At 53.7% G+C, this 16851-nt stretch carries 15 protein-coding genes; 5 read left to right on the top strand and 10 right to left on the bottom strand.

Annotated features, from left to right (window positions below):
* The first annotated feature begins 182 nt into the window (after nt 1-182).
* Nucleotides 183-689 carry a cupin domain-containing protein gene (locus AC58P5_RS23160; RefSeq protein WP_497390789.1) on the top strand — a complete coding sequence of 169 codons (507 nt, stop codon included), beginning with the start codon at nt 183-185 and terminating at the stop codon, nt 687-689.
* A gap of 383 nt (nt 690-1072) precedes the next feature.
* On the opposite strand, the gene AC58P5_RS23155 is transcribed toward AC58P5_RS23160, so the two are convergent.
* Entirely contained in the window at nt 1073-3409 is a 2337-nt protein-coding gene (locus AC58P5_RS23155) for a UvrD-helicase domain-containing protein (protein ID WP_497390787.1), read from the bottom strand.
* A gap of 472 nt (nt 3410-3881) precedes the next feature.
* Here AC58P5_RS23155 and AC58P5_RS23150 point away from each other — a divergent pair, with 472 nt between their 5' ends.
* A complete protein-coding gene (locus tag AC58P5_RS23150; RefSeq protein ID WP_497390785.1) occupies nt 3882-4523 on the top strand; it encodes a cell wall hydrolase in 642 nt (213 codons plus the stop codon).
* Nucleotides 4524-4627: 104 nt separating this feature from the next.
* Here the strand turns inward: AC58P5_RS23150 and AC58P5_RS23145 are convergent, their stop codons facing one another.
* The 3 genes from AC58P5_RS23145 to AC58P5_RS23135 form a co-directional block, all read right to left on the bottom strand.
* Nucleotides 4628-6016, bottom strand: a complete 1389-nt coding sequence (locus AC58P5_RS23145; RefSeq protein ID WP_497390783.1) for an SH3 domain-containing protein — start codon at nt 6014-6016, stop codon at nt 4628-4630.
* Complete coding sequence (locus AC58P5_RS23140) at nt 6003-6548, bottom strand: RNA polymerase sigma factor (RefSeq protein WP_497390781.1); 546 nt, start codon at nt 6546-6548, stop codon at nt 6003-6005. The genes AC58P5_RS23145 and AC58P5_RS23140 overlap by 14 nt, the downstream gene beginning before the upstream one ends.
* Before the next feature lie 192 nt (nt 6549-6740).
* Complete coding sequence (locus AC58P5_RS23135) at nt 6741-7364, bottom strand: hypothetical protein (RefSeq protein WP_497390779.1); 624 nt, start codon at nt 7362-7364, stop codon at nt 6741-6743.
* Nucleotides 7365-7535: 171 nt separating this feature from the next.
* Here AC58P5_RS23135 and nfsA point away from each other — a divergent pair, with 171 nt between their 5' ends.
* Nucleotides 7536-8270, top strand: coding sequence for an oxygen-insensitive NADPH nitroreductase (gene nfsA, locus AC58P5_RS23130; RefSeq protein WP_497390777.1), 735 nt, complete (start codon nt 7536-7538; stop codon nt 8268-8270).
* Between the two features lie 64 nt (nt 8271-8334).
* Here the strand turns inward: nfsA and AC58P5_RS23125 are convergent, their stop codons facing one another.
* From AC58P5_RS23125 to AC58P5_RS23105, 5 genes are all read right to left on the bottom strand, one after another.
* Nucleotides 8335-9063 carry a GntR family transcriptional regulator gene (locus AC58P5_RS23125; RefSeq protein ID WP_497390775.1) on the bottom strand — a complete coding sequence of 243 codons (729 nt, stop codon included), beginning with the start codon at nt 9061-9063 and terminating at the stop codon, nt 8335-8337.
* Nucleotides 9064-9128: 65 nt separating this feature from the next.
* A complete protein-coding gene (gene frlD / locus AC58P5_RS23120) occupies nt 9129-9911 on the bottom strand; it encodes a fructoselysine 6-kinase (protein WP_497390773.1) in 783 nt (260 codons plus the stop codon).
* A gap of 60 nt (nt 9912-9971) precedes the next feature.
* A complete protein-coding gene (locus AC58P5_RS23115) occupies nt 9972-10985 on the bottom strand; it encodes an SIS domain-containing protein (RefSeq protein WP_497390771.1) in 1014 nt (337 codons plus the stop codon).
* Between the two features lie 105 nt (nt 10986-11090).
* Nucleotides 11091-12434 carry an amino acid permease gene (locus AC58P5_RS23110; protein WP_497390769.1) on the bottom strand — a complete coding sequence of 448 codons (1344 nt, stop codon included), beginning with the start codon at nt 12432-12434 and terminating at the stop codon, nt 11091-11093.
* Between the two features lie 16 nt (nt 12435-12450).
* On the bottom strand, nt 12451-13278 hold the full coding sequence (locus tag AC58P5_RS23105) for a TIM barrel protein (protein ID WP_497390767.1): 828 nt from the start codon (nt 13276-13278) through the stop codon (nt 12451-12453).
* 367 nt (nt 13279-13645) lie between these two features.
* Between AC58P5_RS23105 and AC58P5_RS23100 the strand changes: the two genes are divergently transcribed.
* Nucleotides 13646-13897, top strand: a complete 252-nt coding sequence (locus tag AC58P5_RS23100) for a hypothetical protein (protein WP_497390765.1) — start codon at nt 13646-13648, stop codon at nt 13895-13897.
* A gap of 281 nt (nt 13898-14178) precedes the next feature.
* On the opposite strand, the gene AC58P5_RS23095 is transcribed toward AC58P5_RS23100, so the two are convergent.
* Nucleotides 14179-15144, bottom strand: coding sequence for a TRM11 family SAM-dependent methyltransferase (locus AC58P5_RS23095; protein WP_497390763.1), 966 nt, complete (start codon nt 15142-15144; stop codon nt 14179-14181).
* A gap of 296 nt (nt 15145-15440) precedes the next feature.
* Here AC58P5_RS23095 and AC58P5_RS23090 point away from each other — a divergent pair, with 296 nt between their 5' ends.
* Nucleotides 15441-16538 carry an L-dopachrome tautomerase-related protein gene (locus AC58P5_RS23090; protein WP_497390761.1) on the top strand — a complete coding sequence of 366 codons (1098 nt, stop codon included), beginning with the start codon at nt 15441-15443 and terminating at the stop codon, nt 16536-16538.
* Nucleotides 16539-16851 lie beyond the last annotated feature (313 nt).

Raw genomic sequence — 16851 nt, 5'->3', positions numbered from 1 at the left:
TAAGCTTCCAAAAATGGAAACCCTAAAAAGACCTCTTCCTTTCCAAAACGGAGGAGGTTTTTTGTTTTATTTTCTCGTATTAAAAAAATATCAGGTAGGTTAACTATAGGTAGGGTCAAAAATTTAGTTCCAAAAATTTTAAGAGCTTATTTTTACAGATGATTTTAGGGAGGGAATTATAAATGAGTTCAGCGGACGCTAACGTGAAAACATTCTTTTTCAAGGAAGATGGCGACATTCCGAACCACCCCCAGTTGCCCGTGCTTCTGTACAGCGGGGCTTTTCGGGAAAATGCGGAGCAGACGGAGAAGCTGTTTAACCGGCATAACTGGCTGAACAGTTGGACTAACGGCGTGTTCGATTACCATCATTACCACAGCAACGCGCACGAAGTCCTCGGCGTCATTAGCGGAAGCGCGGTAGTCCGGCTCGGCGGCGAGCATGGAAAGCAGGTAGAGCTGAAGACCGGCGATGTGGTCGTGCTGCCTGCCGGAACCGGGCACAAAAAGCTGTCGGGCAGCCCCGACTTCAAGATCGTAGGAGCCTATCCGGACGGCATGGAGCCCGACCTTCACAAAAAGGGCGAAAGCTTAACCCCCGCCATCCGGGAAAAGATCGTCAGCGTTCCCGTGCCGGACACGGATCCCGTTTTCGGTGAGGACGGGCCGCTCCCCCGATTGTGGAAATAAAAAGAACGGACCGGGTATGGAAATGCCGGTCCGTTCTTTTTTTGGGGTTGTATGCGCATGTGCGATTCCGGCTGAATTGCGGGAGTGTCACAGGCGCCGTTAGCGGTGCGCTGACGGTACTCCGGCAGCTATTCCCGCCGGAGTACGAGCCGCTTGGTCGGTGACCGCACAGCGGGCAGGCCCCGGGCTCGCATATCGTGGCCAGCCGGACAGCCCGGCCCGCGGCGGGCTCCAGGCCCTGCCCTCAACGGCCGGCCGTCATCGGCGACCGCACAGCGGAGCCTCGGGCACGCGCATGGGGCCAGCCCACCGGGACGGCCCCGCCCTCAGCGGGCAAGCCTTCGCCGGCAGCCCGGCCCGTCAGAGGGCTCCACGCCGCGCCCTCACCGCCCTGCCGCGCGCACGGCCGCTTCCCGGCGGCCCGCCGTCATCGGCGCCCCGCACAGCGGGCAGGCTTTCGCCGGCGCGCCGGGGGCCTTGCCCGCAGCGGGCTCGCCGGCGGCGATCCGCACCCAGGCGTTGCAGCCCGGTCCGGTGCAGAGCCACGCGGGCACCGTCTCCGTGCGTACCGGCCCTGCCGGCGCGCTTCGCTCCGGCGCCCTGCCGGACGCCGGTGCGGTGCGGCTCACCGCCGTCACCGTCCGCTTGCCGGAGGACGGCTGCGCGCGGCGGCCGGAAACCGGCGAATCGCCGCTCCGCCCCGTAAAAGCGGACACGACGAACCGGGAAACGCCCGCCTTTCTTCCCCGGTACAGGGAAGGCGAGCTTACGATGAGCTCCTCGCGGGCTCTGGTCACGGCCACGTAGGCGAGGCGCCGTTCCTCTTCGAGATCGGCGGCGCTGTCCGCCGCTTTCGGGTCCAGTACGGAGCTGTGGGGCAGACTGCCCTCGCACGCTCCGATCAGGACGACCACGGGAAACTCCAATCCTTTGGAACGGTGAATGGTCATCAAAGCGACCCGGTCGCCCTGCTCCTCGGAGAGATGGCGGCCGCTCTGTCTGCTCCGGGACAGCACGTCGTCCACGAACAGGACGAACTCGGCCGTGGTGCGGAACCGTTCCGCCGACGTTTCCAGCTCGTCCAGCATCTCCTTGAGCATTTCCTTATGCTGGGTCGGCTGCTTCCGCCCGTCCGTCTCGACGTAGGCGTCGTAGAAATGCACGCGCATTTTGCGGATCGCGTCTATCGGCTTCAGTTTTTTCAGCTCCCGGATCAGCTCCAGTCTGGCCTGGATCTTCTCTTTCTGGAAGTCCTTCTTGTCCGGCATGGACAGCAAATGGACCAGCGGTCCTTTCTTCGGCTGCCGGGCCTCCTGTTGGCGGATATACGCCATCCCGTGCTCCCGGTTGATGTACAGAGAAGGCAGCACCCCCTCCATCGCCTCGAAGTCCCGGCGGTTCAAAGACAGGCGCATATGATCCAGAATCGGCTTGATCAGCCAATGCTCGTACAGCAGCTGCCCGTCCCCGTAATCGATATAGGGGATTTCGCGCAGAACGAGCTGCTCCAGCAGAGCGCGGTTGTTGCTTGCGGAGCGGTAAAGCACGGCGTAATCCCCGTAACTCCGTTTTCCCTGCTCCACATCCTGCCGGATACGGGAGAGGACGATTTCCGCCTCCTCGTCGGTCGTCAGCGGGCGGATATACTGGGGCCGGGCGCTGTCCGCGCTCGCGGCTTTCAGCGTCTTCTCCCGCCGCATCTTGTTGTGCCGGATGATTTCGTTTCCGAGCCCCACGATAGACGCCCCCGAGCGGTAATTAATCGCGAGCGTAATCACCTTGGCGGACGGGAACTCTTTTTCAAAATGAAGAATAAATTCGCTCCGCGCCCCGTTAAACGAATAAATCGTCTGGTCGTCATCCCCGACCACCATCAAATGGTTCTGCGGGGAAGCAATCATGCGGATAAGGTCGTACTGGATGCCGTTCGTGTCCTGAAACTCGTCCACCATGACATATTGAAAACGGTTCTGCAGCGAGCGCAGCAGGCTCTCGTTCTCCTTCAGCATCCGGTACGCCCGGAGAAGCACGTCGTCGAAGTCGATTTTGGCGTTGGCCCGCTTCCATTCTTCATAGCGGATCAGAATGCTCCGGATTTCTTTCTCTTCCTTCGTTTGCTGCGGCAGGTCCTGAAGCTCCGTCCGGTTCATTTTATAGAAAGAAAGCAGCGTCAAAAGCGTTTCGGGCTGATACGTATCGGGGATGCCCAGCTCCCGCATAATCTGCTTGAGCAGGATATGCTGCCGGCGCGTCTCGTTGAAAATCTCTTCTTGGACCCCCTGGCTCCTGATAACCCGCAGAAAAAAAGAGTGAAACGTCCGCGCTTGAAGCCGGGAGGCTTCCTGGGCCGTTATTCCCGGCAGTGCGGAGATGCGTTCTCTCATTTCGGCGGCGGCTTTGCTGGAAAACGTGACAAGCAAAATGCTCGCCGCCCGGATTTGGCGAACCGCGAGCAAATAGCCCGTCCGGCAGACGAGCACGGACGTTTTGCCCGAACCGGCGCCCGCCAGCGTCAGCAGCGGTCCTTCGAAGTGTCTTACCGCCCGGATTTGCGGCTCGTTCAGGGCGATGCCCTGCGCCTCCAGCCGTCGGAAGTAAAAAGCGTCCCGTTCTCCGTCCGGGACCAGTTCCCTGCTTGTATGTGCGGAAGCCATGGCGGCTTGCGGAATGTTCGTTTGTCCCGTACCCGGAGGCACGGTGTAAAAAGGGGCCTGACTCACAACCGTTCACCTTCAACTTCTGTCTTTTTTGTCCTCTTGCCGCTCTATGCAAGCCTGGTTTCAAAGCTCACCCTAGAACTATACCACTCCGCGGACGAAGAGAATACATTCCGATAACAATTTGTAACATAACTGCAATCCAGTTTTCATCTTCCTTTAATATAAAAGCTCTATACTAAAACTCGACCCCCTTTTAATAAATAAATCTTAAGACCCGCAGCCCGTTGCTGTGGGTCTCTTTCTTTTTAAAAATGGAACGCCTATCCATTTTTTTCGTTCCTACGGAAACAATTCGGCGGGGCTCCCCGAACAGTATAAAGGACGAGCCGGAATAGAGCCGGCCCGCCGTCACTCCCCTGCAGCCGCCGATAAGCGTGGGCGGAAGCTTTTGATGACCATCGTAGGCCCTTAAGTCCCTATCGCACGTACACAAAACGTGGTCATAAAAACAAGAGGAGGTTTTCCTTTAACCATGAAAAAAATGCCTATATTATTATCTGCCGCAGCATGCGCCATCGGCCTTGTCAGCGCGGCCCCTTCGGCCTCGGCCATGTCCCTGAGCACGGGAACCCAGAGCGAGCACGTTCTGAACCTTCAGGAGCGGCTTGACGCGCTCGGTTACTTTGACGCGGGCGTCACCGGCTACTACGGAATGAAAACGGCGGAGTCCGTGAAAAAATTCCAGCGCGCTTACGGCCTTCCCGTCGACGGCGAAGCCGACTCGAAGACTCTCGGCAAGCTGGAGAAAGCGGCCCTGCCGAAACAGAACGCTCTGGAGCAGATGGCGCGCATCATCTATTCCGAAGCCCGCGGCGAATCTTACCAGGGGCAGGTTGCGATCGGCGCCGTCGTCATCAACCGCGTGCAGTCCAACCAGTTCCCGGATTCCATTCCGGGCGTCATTCACCAGCCGGGACAGTTTTCCGCCATCCGTGACGGCCAGTATTGGCTGAAGCCTAACGAAACGGCTTACAAAGCGGCACGCGCCGCCCTTAACGGCTCCGATCCGACCGGGGGCGCGCTGTTTTACTTCAATCCGGACGTCGCCACTTCATCCTGGAGCAAGTCGCGTCCGAAAATGGCCGTGATCGGGAACCACGTCTTCACGAACTGATCGAGCTTTCATCATACAGGGCATCACCTACACAGGTCCCCGCACGCTAAAAAGCCAACTTTGCCCCGACCACGCAAAGTTGGCTCTTTCCTTTTTATCCGGCTTTACTGCATGGGCAGCCAACTCACTTTCCAAATGCCGGCTTTGTTGCGGGTCAGGCTGAACGTTTGTTTGTCCTCCGGTGAACTGGACCCCCGCTTCGTCATGACAATGTAGGCGGAGTCCCCGCTGCTTTCCTGGTACAGCGTGTAATCCTTCCGCAAAGCGTCCCATTTCTGTTTCGCCTGTTTATCCGCATCCGGTTCCCTGCCCATATCGGTCATGTATTCCTCCCGGCTCGGCGTGGCGTAATCGCTGCCTTTTATCAGAAGGGCATAGACCGTTTCCCAATCCCCTTTTTCCGAAGCCATCACGTAATAGCGGAAAATATCGATCGGCTCCAGCCCTTTGAGCGAGTCGTCCGTTCGGGTTTTGGCGAAGTCCCCGTAGCGGTCCAACATTTCTTCCCGGGTGAAGTACCACTGAGGGTCTGTGTCCTCCTTGCGGTCCGGCCCCAGGAACGGGTTCGGGAGAAAATCCGATTTATAAATTTTTGCGGTATAAGTGCTTTGAGAACGGATCATATAAAGTCCGTCTGTCTCCCCTTCGATCACAATTCTTGCACCCGGGATCAGGTAAGTCGGCGTACCGGAAGGGAACAAAGCCTCGACCCTATTTTTTAGCAATCCTTCTTTTGCAATGGAGGAATCGTAGACTCCCACGTTTTTTTTGGGCACCCACTTATCTCCCGCATATTTGCGGCCGTCATAGGAGAACACATTTACGCAGACCCAATCCTGGTAGTCTCTTATAACTTGAACCACTCGGCCGTACTTCAAAACCCCGCCGGAAGGCTTCGGTTCCCCGGGATACAGCGAAAAATTGACCTCATGTACAATAACGCCATAATAAGGCTTCATCGTCACGACTGGCCTTTCCGTCAAAAATTGGCTGAGCCGCACTTCTTTAAGTCTCTTGTCCGCGTCTTTGTTCAAGTACCATTCCGGAATCCAGCGCTTCTCGCCGATTTTCACGAACCCGTTCCGCTTCTCCAGAACCGTAACGGGGTTCTCGGAATTTACCGTCGTATCCGTTTCCTCATCGCCGAAAACCTCCGGCTCGGACACAACTGTCGCGTCTCCTTTGAGATAGAAGGTCCCCGTTTCCTGCTGCGGCGGCTCCGTCGGCTTCAAGAACCCGGACCATGCCTTGGTTACGGCGGGCGCCAGTTCCCCGCGGAACAGGAACGCGGCCGCCGCCAGGCACAAGAACACAGCCGCCAATACGGGCAGCGTTCTCCTTCTTCCGGGGAAGCCCGGCTTCCGAATACGGCCGCCCCGAGCGGATTTCGCCGCCTTTTGCTCGATGCTGTAAATATCGTCCATCGTGAAGGTTTTTCTCGTAAAAGGTCCCGATTTCAGCTTGTCGTACCATTCCGGTTTAGCCCCGTTCATAAGCAGACTCCTCCTTCCATACTTCCGACACCTTTTTGCGTGCGCGCGACAGCCGCGATTTCACGGTTCCCTCCGATACGCCGAGCACCTGAGCGATTTCCCCCATCGTCATCTCGTATTTGGCATCCAGCACGAGCACTTCCCTGAATTTTGCGGGAAGCTTCATCACTATTTCCCAGATCTCGTCCGTGAAAGCCGCCTCCATCACTTCACTCTCCGCCGACGGATGGCTGCTCCCGGGCCGCGCACGGCCGACCAGAATCACCCTGCGCATGAAAGCCGTCCGCAACTGATTGCGCGCCGTATTCCGGGTTATCGCGAACAGCCACGTTTTGACGGAAGCTTTCCCTTCGAACGTATCCATGTGGCGGAAAACACTCAAAAAAACATCCTGCGAAATATCATCCGCCATTTCCCTGCGTCCGGTCAGAAAGAAGGCGTAGTTCCACACGTCTTGCCCGTAATCCAGCATCAACGCCCGAAAGTTTTCTTTCGGCGGTTTTTCCTCTTCGTTCACCTGCTGAGCCCCCAACGCCTTCACCTCCACCCATTAGACAACAGAAACAGCAAAACCGTTCCCGCTCCGCAAAGTTTTTTTGAAAAAAGCCCGATTCGTTTGGACCACTCCCAGTGCTTCAGATGCAAACATGGCGCCGTATACTAGGACACCGTAAACAGCTTGGCCCTGCCGCCCAGCCAAAAAAAGGCCGCCAAGGCAGCCGATTCAATCAGATCCGTTTTCAAGAGGAACAGCCTTCGCCCCGTCTTCCGTCCAGGTCCTGTAAGCATCTATATTGGCTTCGGAATCATCGCTCGCATCCGACGTTTTGTAATAACGGGCGGAATACATGTGCTCCGCGTCCGTTTTATTGTCATCCGTATTGAGCAGTAAATGGAATTCGGAAATTTCCAAATTCCAGCTCACACTGCGGGCAATTTCCCGCATATGCTTGGGCGTGACGAACGCCTTCACAGCAGTAATCAGGGCAGCATGCGTATCCGGGTCCGGCTCCCCTTTCCAGTCGATCCTGCAGGTTACATCGGGTCGGGTAAACGTACAATAAAGCCCTTTATACCCTTTCAGGTTCTTTTTCATGGACTTGGCGGCAGCTCGGATCGGATCCGTTTTCACACTGTGTGTCACACTGCATGCGGACAACGCCGCGACAAGCGGCAGCACAAAAACGCTCCGTTTTATAAAAGACCGCTTTTTCAGCAAATTTTTTTCGGAAATCGGCGGAACAACATCCCGTTCGGTCCGCTCGGTCCGCTCGGTCCGTTCTATCCGTTCGTCCATATTCGGCCCCCCGCGTCTTTTAAATTCCAGTCCCGCTTCCGGTCCCGCCACACTTGTTCCTCCGGTACTCACCGCTGCTTTGCGGCCGTCCTTCCCGGCTCCTGTCAGTTCCTTATATTTCCTGCTATAAGTACGATCTTACCAAGTTTTCGCTTATAATAGAACTAACTGTAACAACCCGATCAACATTTATCTTATGTTCTGAAAAAGGAGACTGCGACTATGAATTCCGTTATCGATCTGCTAACGCGACACCGTTCCATCCGCAAGTTTAAACCGGACCCGATTCCCGGCGACCAGCTTCAGGCAATTATTGCATCCGCACAAATGGCCTCCACTTCAAGCAGCGTACAAGCCTATACTATCATCGCCGCCACCGATCCCGTACTGAAAAAAGAACTGGCCCGGCTCACCGGCAACCAGGCCTACGTCGAGCAGTGCGGGCTCTTCCTCGTGTTCTGCGCCGACCTGAGCCGTCTCCGCAAAGCAACCGAGCAGTCCGGCGAAGTGTTCCACCAGAACACCGAAAGCTTCCTCGTCGCCTCAATGGACGCCGCGCTCGCCGCGCAGAATGCCGCAATCGCGGCCGAATCACTCAGTCTGGGCATCTGCTATATCGGAGGCATCCGCAACAACCCGGACGGCGTCGCCGAAGCGCTGAAGCTTCCGGAGCTCGTTTATCCGGTGTTCGGAATGTGCGTAGGCGTGCCGGATCAGGAGCCTTCTCTCCGCCCACGGCTCCCCCAAACGGCCGTTCTCCACGAGAACGGCTATCAGAGCGAACGCTCGGACGAAGGCGTCCGCCAGTACGACGAAACGACGCGGAAATATTACGAGGAACGGACCGGGGGCAAACAGAGCGTTACCTGGTCCCGGAGCATGGCGGACAAGTACCGCCAGCCGGTACGCGCTCATTTGAAGCCGTTTCTGGAAAAGCAGGGGTTCAGGCTGGAATAGTTCCATGCTCCCTAATAAACAAAAAGACCCCTTCTTTTGGGGTCTTCATGCCGCTAGGCATGTCTTATTTGGCTCGATGAACGGTCAAGTTGACCCGGTTGGTCTCACACATGAAGCTGGAGAGGTGAACCGGCTCATCATTCGCGTCGAAAGCAATTTTTAAGATCCGGAACAGATTCGCCCCGATATCACATTCAAGCAGCTTCGCGTAATCTTTAGTCGCCCCAATGACATCGATGATCTTATCATTGCTTACAATTTCGGTATGATAGTCCTCCGACAGAATCTTGTAGGTCGATTCGTTCATCGCAATCTTCTTCTCCAGATCGGGGAACCGGGTGAGTGAATAATGGGCAATATCATAGAAAAGAGGGCGGTCATCCACGTACATCAGCCGCTCAAGCTCCAGCACGGGACTGCCTTCCTCAATCTGAAGATGCCCGGCTACCTCCTCCGAGGCCTGAATGACCTCACTCCGGAGAATCCGGGAGTTCGGGATCATGCCGAGCTGATGGCTGAACTCCGAGAATCCGCTTACAGATAACAGCTCATTGTGGAACTTGTTCGAGGCCACAAAGGTGCCTCTGCGGGGAATTCGCGTCAGCGTGCCGTCCCGCACCAATTCCTCGATCGCTTTCCTGATCGTAATCCGGCTTACCTTATAAGTATCACAGAGCTCCGCCTCGGTTGGAATCTGTTCATCCGGTTTATATCTTCCGTGCTGGATATCATTCTTCAACATTTGCCGGATCTGCATATACAGCGGCTGGGGGGTTGAAGGATTTAAATTCATCGTTCATTCATCCTTATCCATCAATGATTATATATTACCTATTATACATTGATGGCCTACTCCAGTCACCATGCCCCGAAATATCCTATGGTCTTCGCCGCCGTCGTTGCGCCCTGCTCCAGGCAAGCCTCAATCGAAAGCCCACTCAATCGGCCGTAGATGAACCCGGCAATAAATGAGTCTCCCGCGCCCATCGTATCCACCACATTCACTTTTCCAACGCCGCACGTATAGAACCGCTCCCCGTCATAGGCCAGTGAACCGTTCTCTCCCAGAGTAGCGACGGCGATCCGAGATCCTCTCTGCTTCACTTCGGTCAAAAGCCCCCGGATATAGCCATCGTCCCGGGTATAAGAGAAGAACGGATAATCCACGTGAGGCGTTAAGGTCTGCACAAGCTCGTCGCTGAGCTGGTCTGAGAAATCAAAGGAGGTCACCAGACCCTTTTCCTTAAACGCAGCAAAATACTTATCGGCATGCCCCCATATGCCCGAATGTACAAGCTGATAATTTCCGGCAAAGCTAATTTCCTCCGGAGTAAGAGAGAACTGCGCCATAACCCCTTCGTCATAATCGCCAAACTTGCGGTCATTGCCGATCATCTCGACCTGGGTTACCGCTGTTTTTCCTGCCTTTTTGGATATTCGGGAAGTATCCACGCCCTTATCCTTAATAGCCTGAATCATAATCTCCCCATATATGTCGGTACCAACCCAGCCTATATAAGCGGTCTGTGCACCCAGTTCCGTTAAATAAACGGCCACATTCACCGGATTGCCTCCCGGGTAGGCTTTGCCGCTGGCCTGATAGACATCCATGCAGTTATCTCCGACTGTAACGATTCTCATCTTGCTCCCGCCTTCCCTGCGATTAAAAGAGGAGCACTACGAAGTAGTGCTCACGACATTTTAATATTCCATTTGACGATAGTATCTTCTAAGCGTTAACGGATGGTTTCTCTCACGCTCCAGGTGGACACTGATGCGGCTTAGTACGGACCAGTTGATATTTACGGAAAAGTGTTTTCTGAACTCTTCGCTGATGCCTTCCATTTTGAATTCCTTGGTATCAATAATGGTCAATTTCTTCGTGACCTTCTCGGCAAAACGTTCCACGCGGTCCATCAGCGGTCGGGTTTCGTCTTCACCTTTTAGCAGAATCACGCTGGTATCCTCAACCACCAGCTCAAGTGTGCCGTGGAAGAATTCCGCCGCATGGATCGATTTCGCATGAATCCACTGCATCTCTTCCAGAATACACATCGCGTAAGAGTACGTATTCCCCCATAGATTTCCGGAGCCCACCATCATGTGGTAGTCAGTATCCTTATGCTCTTTCGCGAAGGCTTCCGCTTTCGGATCGAAGGTCTTGACCGCATCCAGAATCGCACGCGGCAGCAGGGAGACTTCCTTGACAAACTGATCGTATTGAGGGAACTCGTTATTGTTATACATGAAGCGGAACACGACCATGTGCAGCAGCATAAAGAACGTATCGAAGGAATGTTTCTCCGAGCCCGTGGTGATGCAGTGATCCACAATCTTCGTCAGCGGTGTATCCGGTTCAGCCACAAGCGCGATGGTAGTTGCCCCGCGTTCCTTACAGAACTCGGCTGCGGCCACAGTCTCCTGAGTGGTCCCGGATACGGAGGTGAAAATACATACGGAATCTTTGCTGAAATGGCGGTTGTTCATCACCATGAACTCAGCGGCAATCTCCGCATGCACGTCAATCGTCGAGTTCGATTTCAAAATATATTCATAAGGATACATCATGGCGATCGTGCCGCCCGCACCAATCAGAAAGAGGTTGCTGTACCCTTTCTTGCAAATTCCGTCCACAATCTCTTCAATCTGCCCTCTAAAGGCAAGGCCCTCTTGTTCTACAAGCTTAAGGAATAACTGTTCATCAAAGTTCAACATGTTCGTTCCCTCCCCATATTGGAGACGATCTCCAATATGATCCAATTTTATTTGTTATGTCTTGTATTATAAATTAATATAACAATTTAAACAACATTTTTTTGACTAAGCAACGATTTGGCTGTCCCCGGACTTTTTGGAGCCGTATTTCTTCTCCCAGTAATAGTACACGGGCAGGCCTGTCGCGATAACAATTGCTGCCGCAATCATGCCTTGAATCGGGGCCCACGTAAAGGTTCCCCATGCCAGCCATGCCGCCCCGGCGATCGCCAGGATTGTCGTTACTCTCCACATGGGCATCCGGTAAATCGGGTTATAATCGTCTCTCTTCCGGCATTTGTAGACGGCGGCAAAGTCGAGGATGTTAATAACCAGCTGAATGAGTGTAAAGTAACCCAGCAATTCCGTTAGATTGCTAAAAAACACAAGAATACAGGCAAATGTAACCTGAGCGATGATCGAGAAGCTGGGTGTTTCGAATTTGGGATGGACTTTCCCAAAGCGTTGGAAGAACAGTCCGTCCTTCGCCATGGCATATTCCAGGCGCGGCTGAAACATAATACACGAGCTCAAGGAACCCAGAATAACAATGATTGCCGTAACGGCCACAAAGGATGAGGCCATACCGGATAGTCCCGGAATGTATTTCACGGCGTCGGATACAGCAGAGCTGGAACCCATCAGCTTGTCGAACGGCATCAAGCCGGTGACACACACCGCAAGCAGTGTATACAGGCCAAGTATAATCAGCACCGAACTGATTAACGCCTTAGGGAGAACTTTCCCCGGATTTTTGAATTCTCCAGCCATAAAACAGATGGCAGCCATTCCCGTGTACGCCCAGGTCGTAGCGGATACGCCTCCGATCAGACTTGAGCTTCCGGCTCCCGCCGCTGGAGTGTAAGCGAAGTTGTCAACATTCATGTACATAAGTCCGAGCACAATAACAATCAGGAAAGGAATGATTTTAACAGCGGTAATAATGACCTGAAAGCTTCCGCCTCCCTTAACGCTGCGGTAATGGATGGAGGTGATAATTAAAATAATCGCCACCCCAAGGAGCTTGCCCGCAAACCCGGCAAAGAACGGGAAGAAGCTTGCCAAGTAAGCCACGATGGCCAAAGCCATAATGGAAATGGACGGCGGATCGAGCGCCCAGAATGTCGCCCAGCCGTACAGGAAAGCCAGGGGCCTCCAACCCGCCTTATTCAAGTATACGTAACCGCTTCCATTTTGCGGATAAGCCGTTGATAATTCAGCCAGCACCATGACCTGCGGAATCGCGATGATCCCGCCGATAATCCAGGCCAGGATTGAAATTGAGGGAAGACCCGCCGCTTTTGCCACATCCCCGGAAGAGACAAATATTCCGGAACCTACCGTAGTTCCAACTGCGATAGCCAGGGCCGACCAGAAACCCAGTTTTCGTGTAAGTGTGTCATTACTCATAGCGAGTTCCTCCAAATCAAGATGAGTAGACTTTCAAATCCCTTATTTTCCCGATTGATTTCTTAAGTGCCTCATGCGGACTCTGGTAATAACCGGCCCCCATAATCTCTAAGGTGCAAGCTCCTTTATAACCGTGGCTTTGAAGGGCTGTTACATATTCTCTCCAATTCAGCACCCCGTCATCTAAAGCCAGATGCGCATCGGACGAGCCGTCTCCATCAATCAGATGGAAATGGCAGAGCTCCGGCAGTTTCGTAAAGTAATCCTCCGGTGTCTCTCCTGCAAGCTCCATCGCTACGGTATCGATCATTCCTTGTAACGAAGGGGAATGGATGTCACTCATCACCCTTAGAATTCCCTCCACACCGATCAGAAGATTCGATTCGAACCGGGTCAGAGGCTCCAGCGCAAGCGTCACCCCCTCTTTCTCAGCCACCCGCGATACCTGGTAGATCGAATCGGTTGCATATTTCCACGATTGCTCCCGGGATACCGAGAAGTCCCCGATTCCCGAAGTCATAAGCATCCTATCGGTCCCCAGCTCTAGCGCGGCGTACAGATTATCAATGAAATAATTGACACTCTTCTGCCGCAAATGCGCGTCTGAGGCCGCGATGTTGAACGGATAGACGCACTGCTCCGGCGTGTAACAGACAACCTGCATATCTCTTGACTTCAGCTGCTGCCTGATCTGCCTTAAGTTACCGAGGACATTCCGGTAGACATACAAATGAGGCTCACCCGCCCACAGTTCGATATGACCGATGCCGAGCTCCGACATGGAATCCAGGAAGTGCTCGAAGGGAAAGTGCTTGTACGTAATGTTCATTCCGGCTAGGTTCATTGCTTCACCCTCTCTTAATGAAAGCGTTTTACTATTTGTTATGCTTTGTATTATAACTAATGATTACATAAATTTCAACGCTTTTTTTAAAGGGCATAATTTCCTGTTTGGCGTCTTAAAAGTAAGACCTAACTTGCGTTCGTTTAAAAGAACACAAAAGAGCAAGCATGTCGGCGCTGCCCGCTCTGCCTGCTCTTTTCGGTATAAATCTTAACTTAAGTCAATAAGCCTCGACCAGCTCATCTGATTTAAGGCAAACCGTAACAGAAATCAAGGGATGTCTTCCCTCAAGGACGGGTACACTAGGTTGGGACCAGCGCTGATCCAAACAGCTGTGCTTCCATACCACGTGTAAGGAGGGAACAATATGTCCGAGAATAACGATAAACAGAGCCGCAGCCGCGATGGCCAAGACGGCATTAATGCCGGTGAAGCTGCAGGAACCGTCGGAGGTGCTGCGGCAGGTGCTGCCGTAGGCTCCATTCTAGGCCCGTTGGGTACATTGGCAGGCGGGGTTGCGGGCGCCGCATTAGGCAACAAAGCCGGTGAAGGAATAGGCAACAACGATAAGCAGTCGAACCATGGAGATAGAAACAGATCAACCTCGGGCCAAGAATAACCTCCACGCCAGAACAAAAAAGGAGAACAGGGATTCACTGTTCTCCTTCTTGACTTTGCACCTTTCTCCACCCAAAGTAGCGACTTATTTTCTAAAATGACGCATTCCCGTCCGTTCGCCTCTATTCTTACCGGGCCGGTTCCTCGTGCAGGCTCCGCCCGATCCCGTTCGCCAGAGTCCTTAAATGTTCGCGCATCTAGGGATTCTTTTTTGCTGCTGACAATACCGTTTTAACTGCGTATTACGCAGCTTTTTTAGATATCCATCTCCCTGACGTCGTCCTATTCCGCCCCGTCCTCTCGCTCGCACACGATAATCTGCCGCTCGAAGCTCCCTTTGCGGACGACGCAGCGGTCCTTCACGGCGAAGCCCGCCCGCTCCAGAGCGGCGTCGACCGGCTCCGCCGAGATGACGACTGCCCGCGGAGCGAGCCTGCGGGCGCTGCGCAGCATCTCGAGCTGCTCCTCTGTGCTCAGAACCGAGCACAGATTGTACGGCATGTCGAGAAGCAGCGCATCGTAGGCGCCATCCAGGTCACGGATGTCGCATATCTTCACCACATCGGGATACCCGAAGTGGGCGAGATTTTCCCGCGCGCCGCGGACGGCAAGCGGGTTGAGATCGCGGCCGACGATGTCGATGCCCATCGACAAGGCCTCCACCAGGACCGTGCCGATGCCGCAGCACGGATCGACCGCGCGGATGCCGGCCGGGTCCGGCACCGCGATGTTAACCGCGGCGCGGGCCACTCGCGTACTCAGCGCCGTGGAATACTGCCGCGGCTTGCTGTTGTGCGCCAGCCAGACGGCTTCGCTCCGGCGGCACGGCCCCAGCACCCAGCGGCCGCCGGCGTAAGCCGCGCCGAGCAGGTGCCGGGGCTGCTTCATGTCCGCTTTGCCCCGGACATGCCGGCCGATCCGGCGCTCGATGGCGCGCCGCTCGTCGTAGGAGGCCTTCCCTTCGGCCTCCACGTAGAGCAGCTTGAACGTGTCCCCGTTCAAATCGAGCGACTCGGCCTCTTCGGCCAGCTCGGCCAGGCTGGCCGCCTGGAGCCGGACCTCGAGCCGGTGCCGGATAAACGGGCTCCGGCTCGGGTCCAGCTCCAGCGGGCTCTCGGCCCAGCCGTCCTGCGGCCGGACGCCCAGCAGGGTGCGCAGCTCCAGCATGCAGAGCTCCTTTTCGTCCTCGTGGCAGGCAAAACTATATACATAAGACGGCACAGGGCGGCCGTCTGCGGATGAATTCATCAAAATCCCTTCCTTGCTGTTCAGTGACTGGTATCCCCGTATTTTATCGGATACCCGGGTCTGCGTCTACAAGCGGCTTTGCTCCTGTTCGTTTTTACACGTTAAAATGCTTCGACTGAATGAATTCCCGCATCAATACCTTCGCTTCCCGCTTCTCCGGAGCATTAGAACCCCAGGAAGGAAACTCGTAGTAGGTGCACGTAATCGGATAGAAAAATTTATCAAGAACTAGGCATTACAAAATATTTTCATCATATATAGGTGATATATCGTTCGGATTTGATGAGGAGGATATCATGCAACCTATGTTACCTATAGAAAAATATTTTGGGCAGTTTGAACTGGTGCATGCTTTTTACGGGGCTATGCCTACAGGTGTCAGCGTTTCCGAAACCGGTCGTATTTTTGTTTGCTTTCCGAAATGGGGAGACGACGTTCCATTTACTGTGGCGGAAATTGTTGAGGGTGAATTGCGGCCTTATCCCAGTTTAGAAACCAATTTGGTTAATATCGGAAATATTACGAAGTCTTTCGTCAGTGTCCAAAGTATCGTTGCGGATGGAAGAGGAACACTTTGGGTACTGGATACAGGGGCACCAAATTTTTCTGAACCAATTCAAGGGGGAGCAAAATTAGTTGCTGTTGATTTAAGCACGAATACAATAAGGAGAGTATATACCTTTGCAGAAGATGTTGTCTTGCCAACAACTTATCTGAATGATGTCCGCTTGGATTTTCGGGTTGGAAGAGCAGGCTATGCCTATATAACGGATTCTTCTTCCACAGGGCCAGGGGCTATTATCGTCGTAGATTTAGAAAATGGGAACGCGTTTAGACGGTTAAATGGGGCCATATCAACTTCACCTGACCCCTATTTTTTACCGAAAGTAGAAGGTCAAATTTTGATGAATCGAAACCCGGACGGCTCGACTTTCCCATTCAGATTGGCTTCCGATAGTTTAGCGATTTCTCCTGATGGAAAGGTTTTATTTTATGCTCCGCTAACCAGCCGTCAGCTGTTCTCGATCTCAACAGAAGCCCTAAGAGACAGAAGGATACAAGACATGGATTTATCCCACTATGTGCAGTATTGGGGGGAAAAAGGCGCGTCTGATGGAATGATCACCGGCGCAAAAGGAACCGTTTATGCGGGAGACTATGAAAACAACAGTATCCGGAAGATATTGCCGAATGGCGCAATGGAAACCATCGCACATGACCCGAGAATTTTATGGCCGGATACTTTTTCGATTGGCCCCGATCAATACTTATATGTCATTGTGAATCAATTACATCGGCAGGCGAGATTTCATTATGGAAGAGACCTGCGGGAAAAACCGTATAGTTTACTTCGTATGAGAATTGATGAATTCCCTGCTCCTACCTTTTCATAATGAAGGTAGCTATCCCTCATCAGGGAGCTGGCCATCACCAGCTCCTTTCGCATTTTTCGCCGCTGATCCCGTTAAGCTGAACCGCATCACAAATAGTGGTATAGCAGAAGGTGGAAATAGAAGTTACTTTAATTAGAAACCTAATAGCATAGGAGGAATCCGGTTTAACTTCGGATTCTTTTTTTATGCACGTACTAGGCTCCTACTTAAAAGACACGCCTTGCTAAGACATGCGGCAGGCAGCATACGGTCTTTCCGTCGCTTGCCGCAACAAAAAATCCCCGACACCGGGTCAGGGATTCGGCCTGTTCCG

It is taken from the genome of Paenibacillus sp. JT31N7 (assembly GCF_059692095.1).
This window is presented reverse-complemented; position numbering and strand designations above follow the sequence as displayed.

What these genes read in the sequence shown, in the direction of transcription:
- AC58P5_RS23160 (WP_497390789.1), top strand. Translation starts at nt 183, where the DNA reads ATGAGTTCAGCGGACGCTAACGTGAAAACATTCTTTTTCAAGGAAGAT.
- AC58P5_RS23150 (WP_497390785.1), top strand. Translation starts at nt 3,882, where the DNA reads ATGAAAAAAATGCCTATATTATTATCTGCCGCAGCATGCGCCATCGGC.
- AC58P5_RS23145 (WP_497390783.1), bottom strand. Translation starts at nt 6,016, where the DNA reads ATGAACGGGGCTAAACCGGAATGGTACGACAAGCTGAAATCGGGACCT.
- nfsA (WP_497390777.1), top strand. Translation starts at nt 7,536, where the DNA reads ATGAATTCCGTTATCGATCTGCTAACGCGACACCGTTCCATCCGCAAG.
- AC58P5_RS23125 (WP_497390775.1), bottom strand. Translation starts at nt 9,063, where the DNA reads ATGAATTTAAATCCTTCAACCCCCCAGCCGCTGTATATGCAGATCCGG.
- frlD (WP_497390773.1), bottom strand. Translation starts at nt 9,911, where the DNA reads ATGAGAATCGTTACAGTCGGAGATAACTGCATGGATGTCTATCAGGCC.
- AC58P5_RS23115 (WP_497390771.1), bottom strand. Translation starts at nt 10,985, where the DNA reads ATGTTGAACTTTGATGAACAGTTATTCCTTAAGCTTGTAGAACAAGAG.
- AC58P5_RS23110 (WP_497390769.1), bottom strand. Translation starts at nt 12,434, where the DNA reads ATGAGTAATGACACACTTACACGAAAACTGGGTTTCTGGTCGGCCCTG.
- AC58P5_RS23105 (WP_497390767.1), bottom strand. Translation starts at nt 13,278, where the DNA reads ATGAACCTAGCCGGAATGAACATTACGTACAAGCACTTTCCCTTCGAG.
- AC58P5_RS23100 (WP_497390765.1), top strand. Translation starts at nt 13,646, where the DNA reads ATGTCCGAGAATAACGATAAACAGAGCCGCAGCCGCGATGGCCAAGAC.
- AC58P5_RS23095 (WP_497390763.1), bottom strand. Translation starts at nt 15,144, where the DNA reads ATGAATTCATCCGCAGACGGCCGCCCTGTGCCGTCTTATGTATATAGT.
- AC58P5_RS23090 (WP_497390761.1), top strand. Translation starts at nt 15,441, where the DNA reads ATGCAACCTATGTTACCTATAGAAAAATATTTTGGGCAGTTTGAACTG.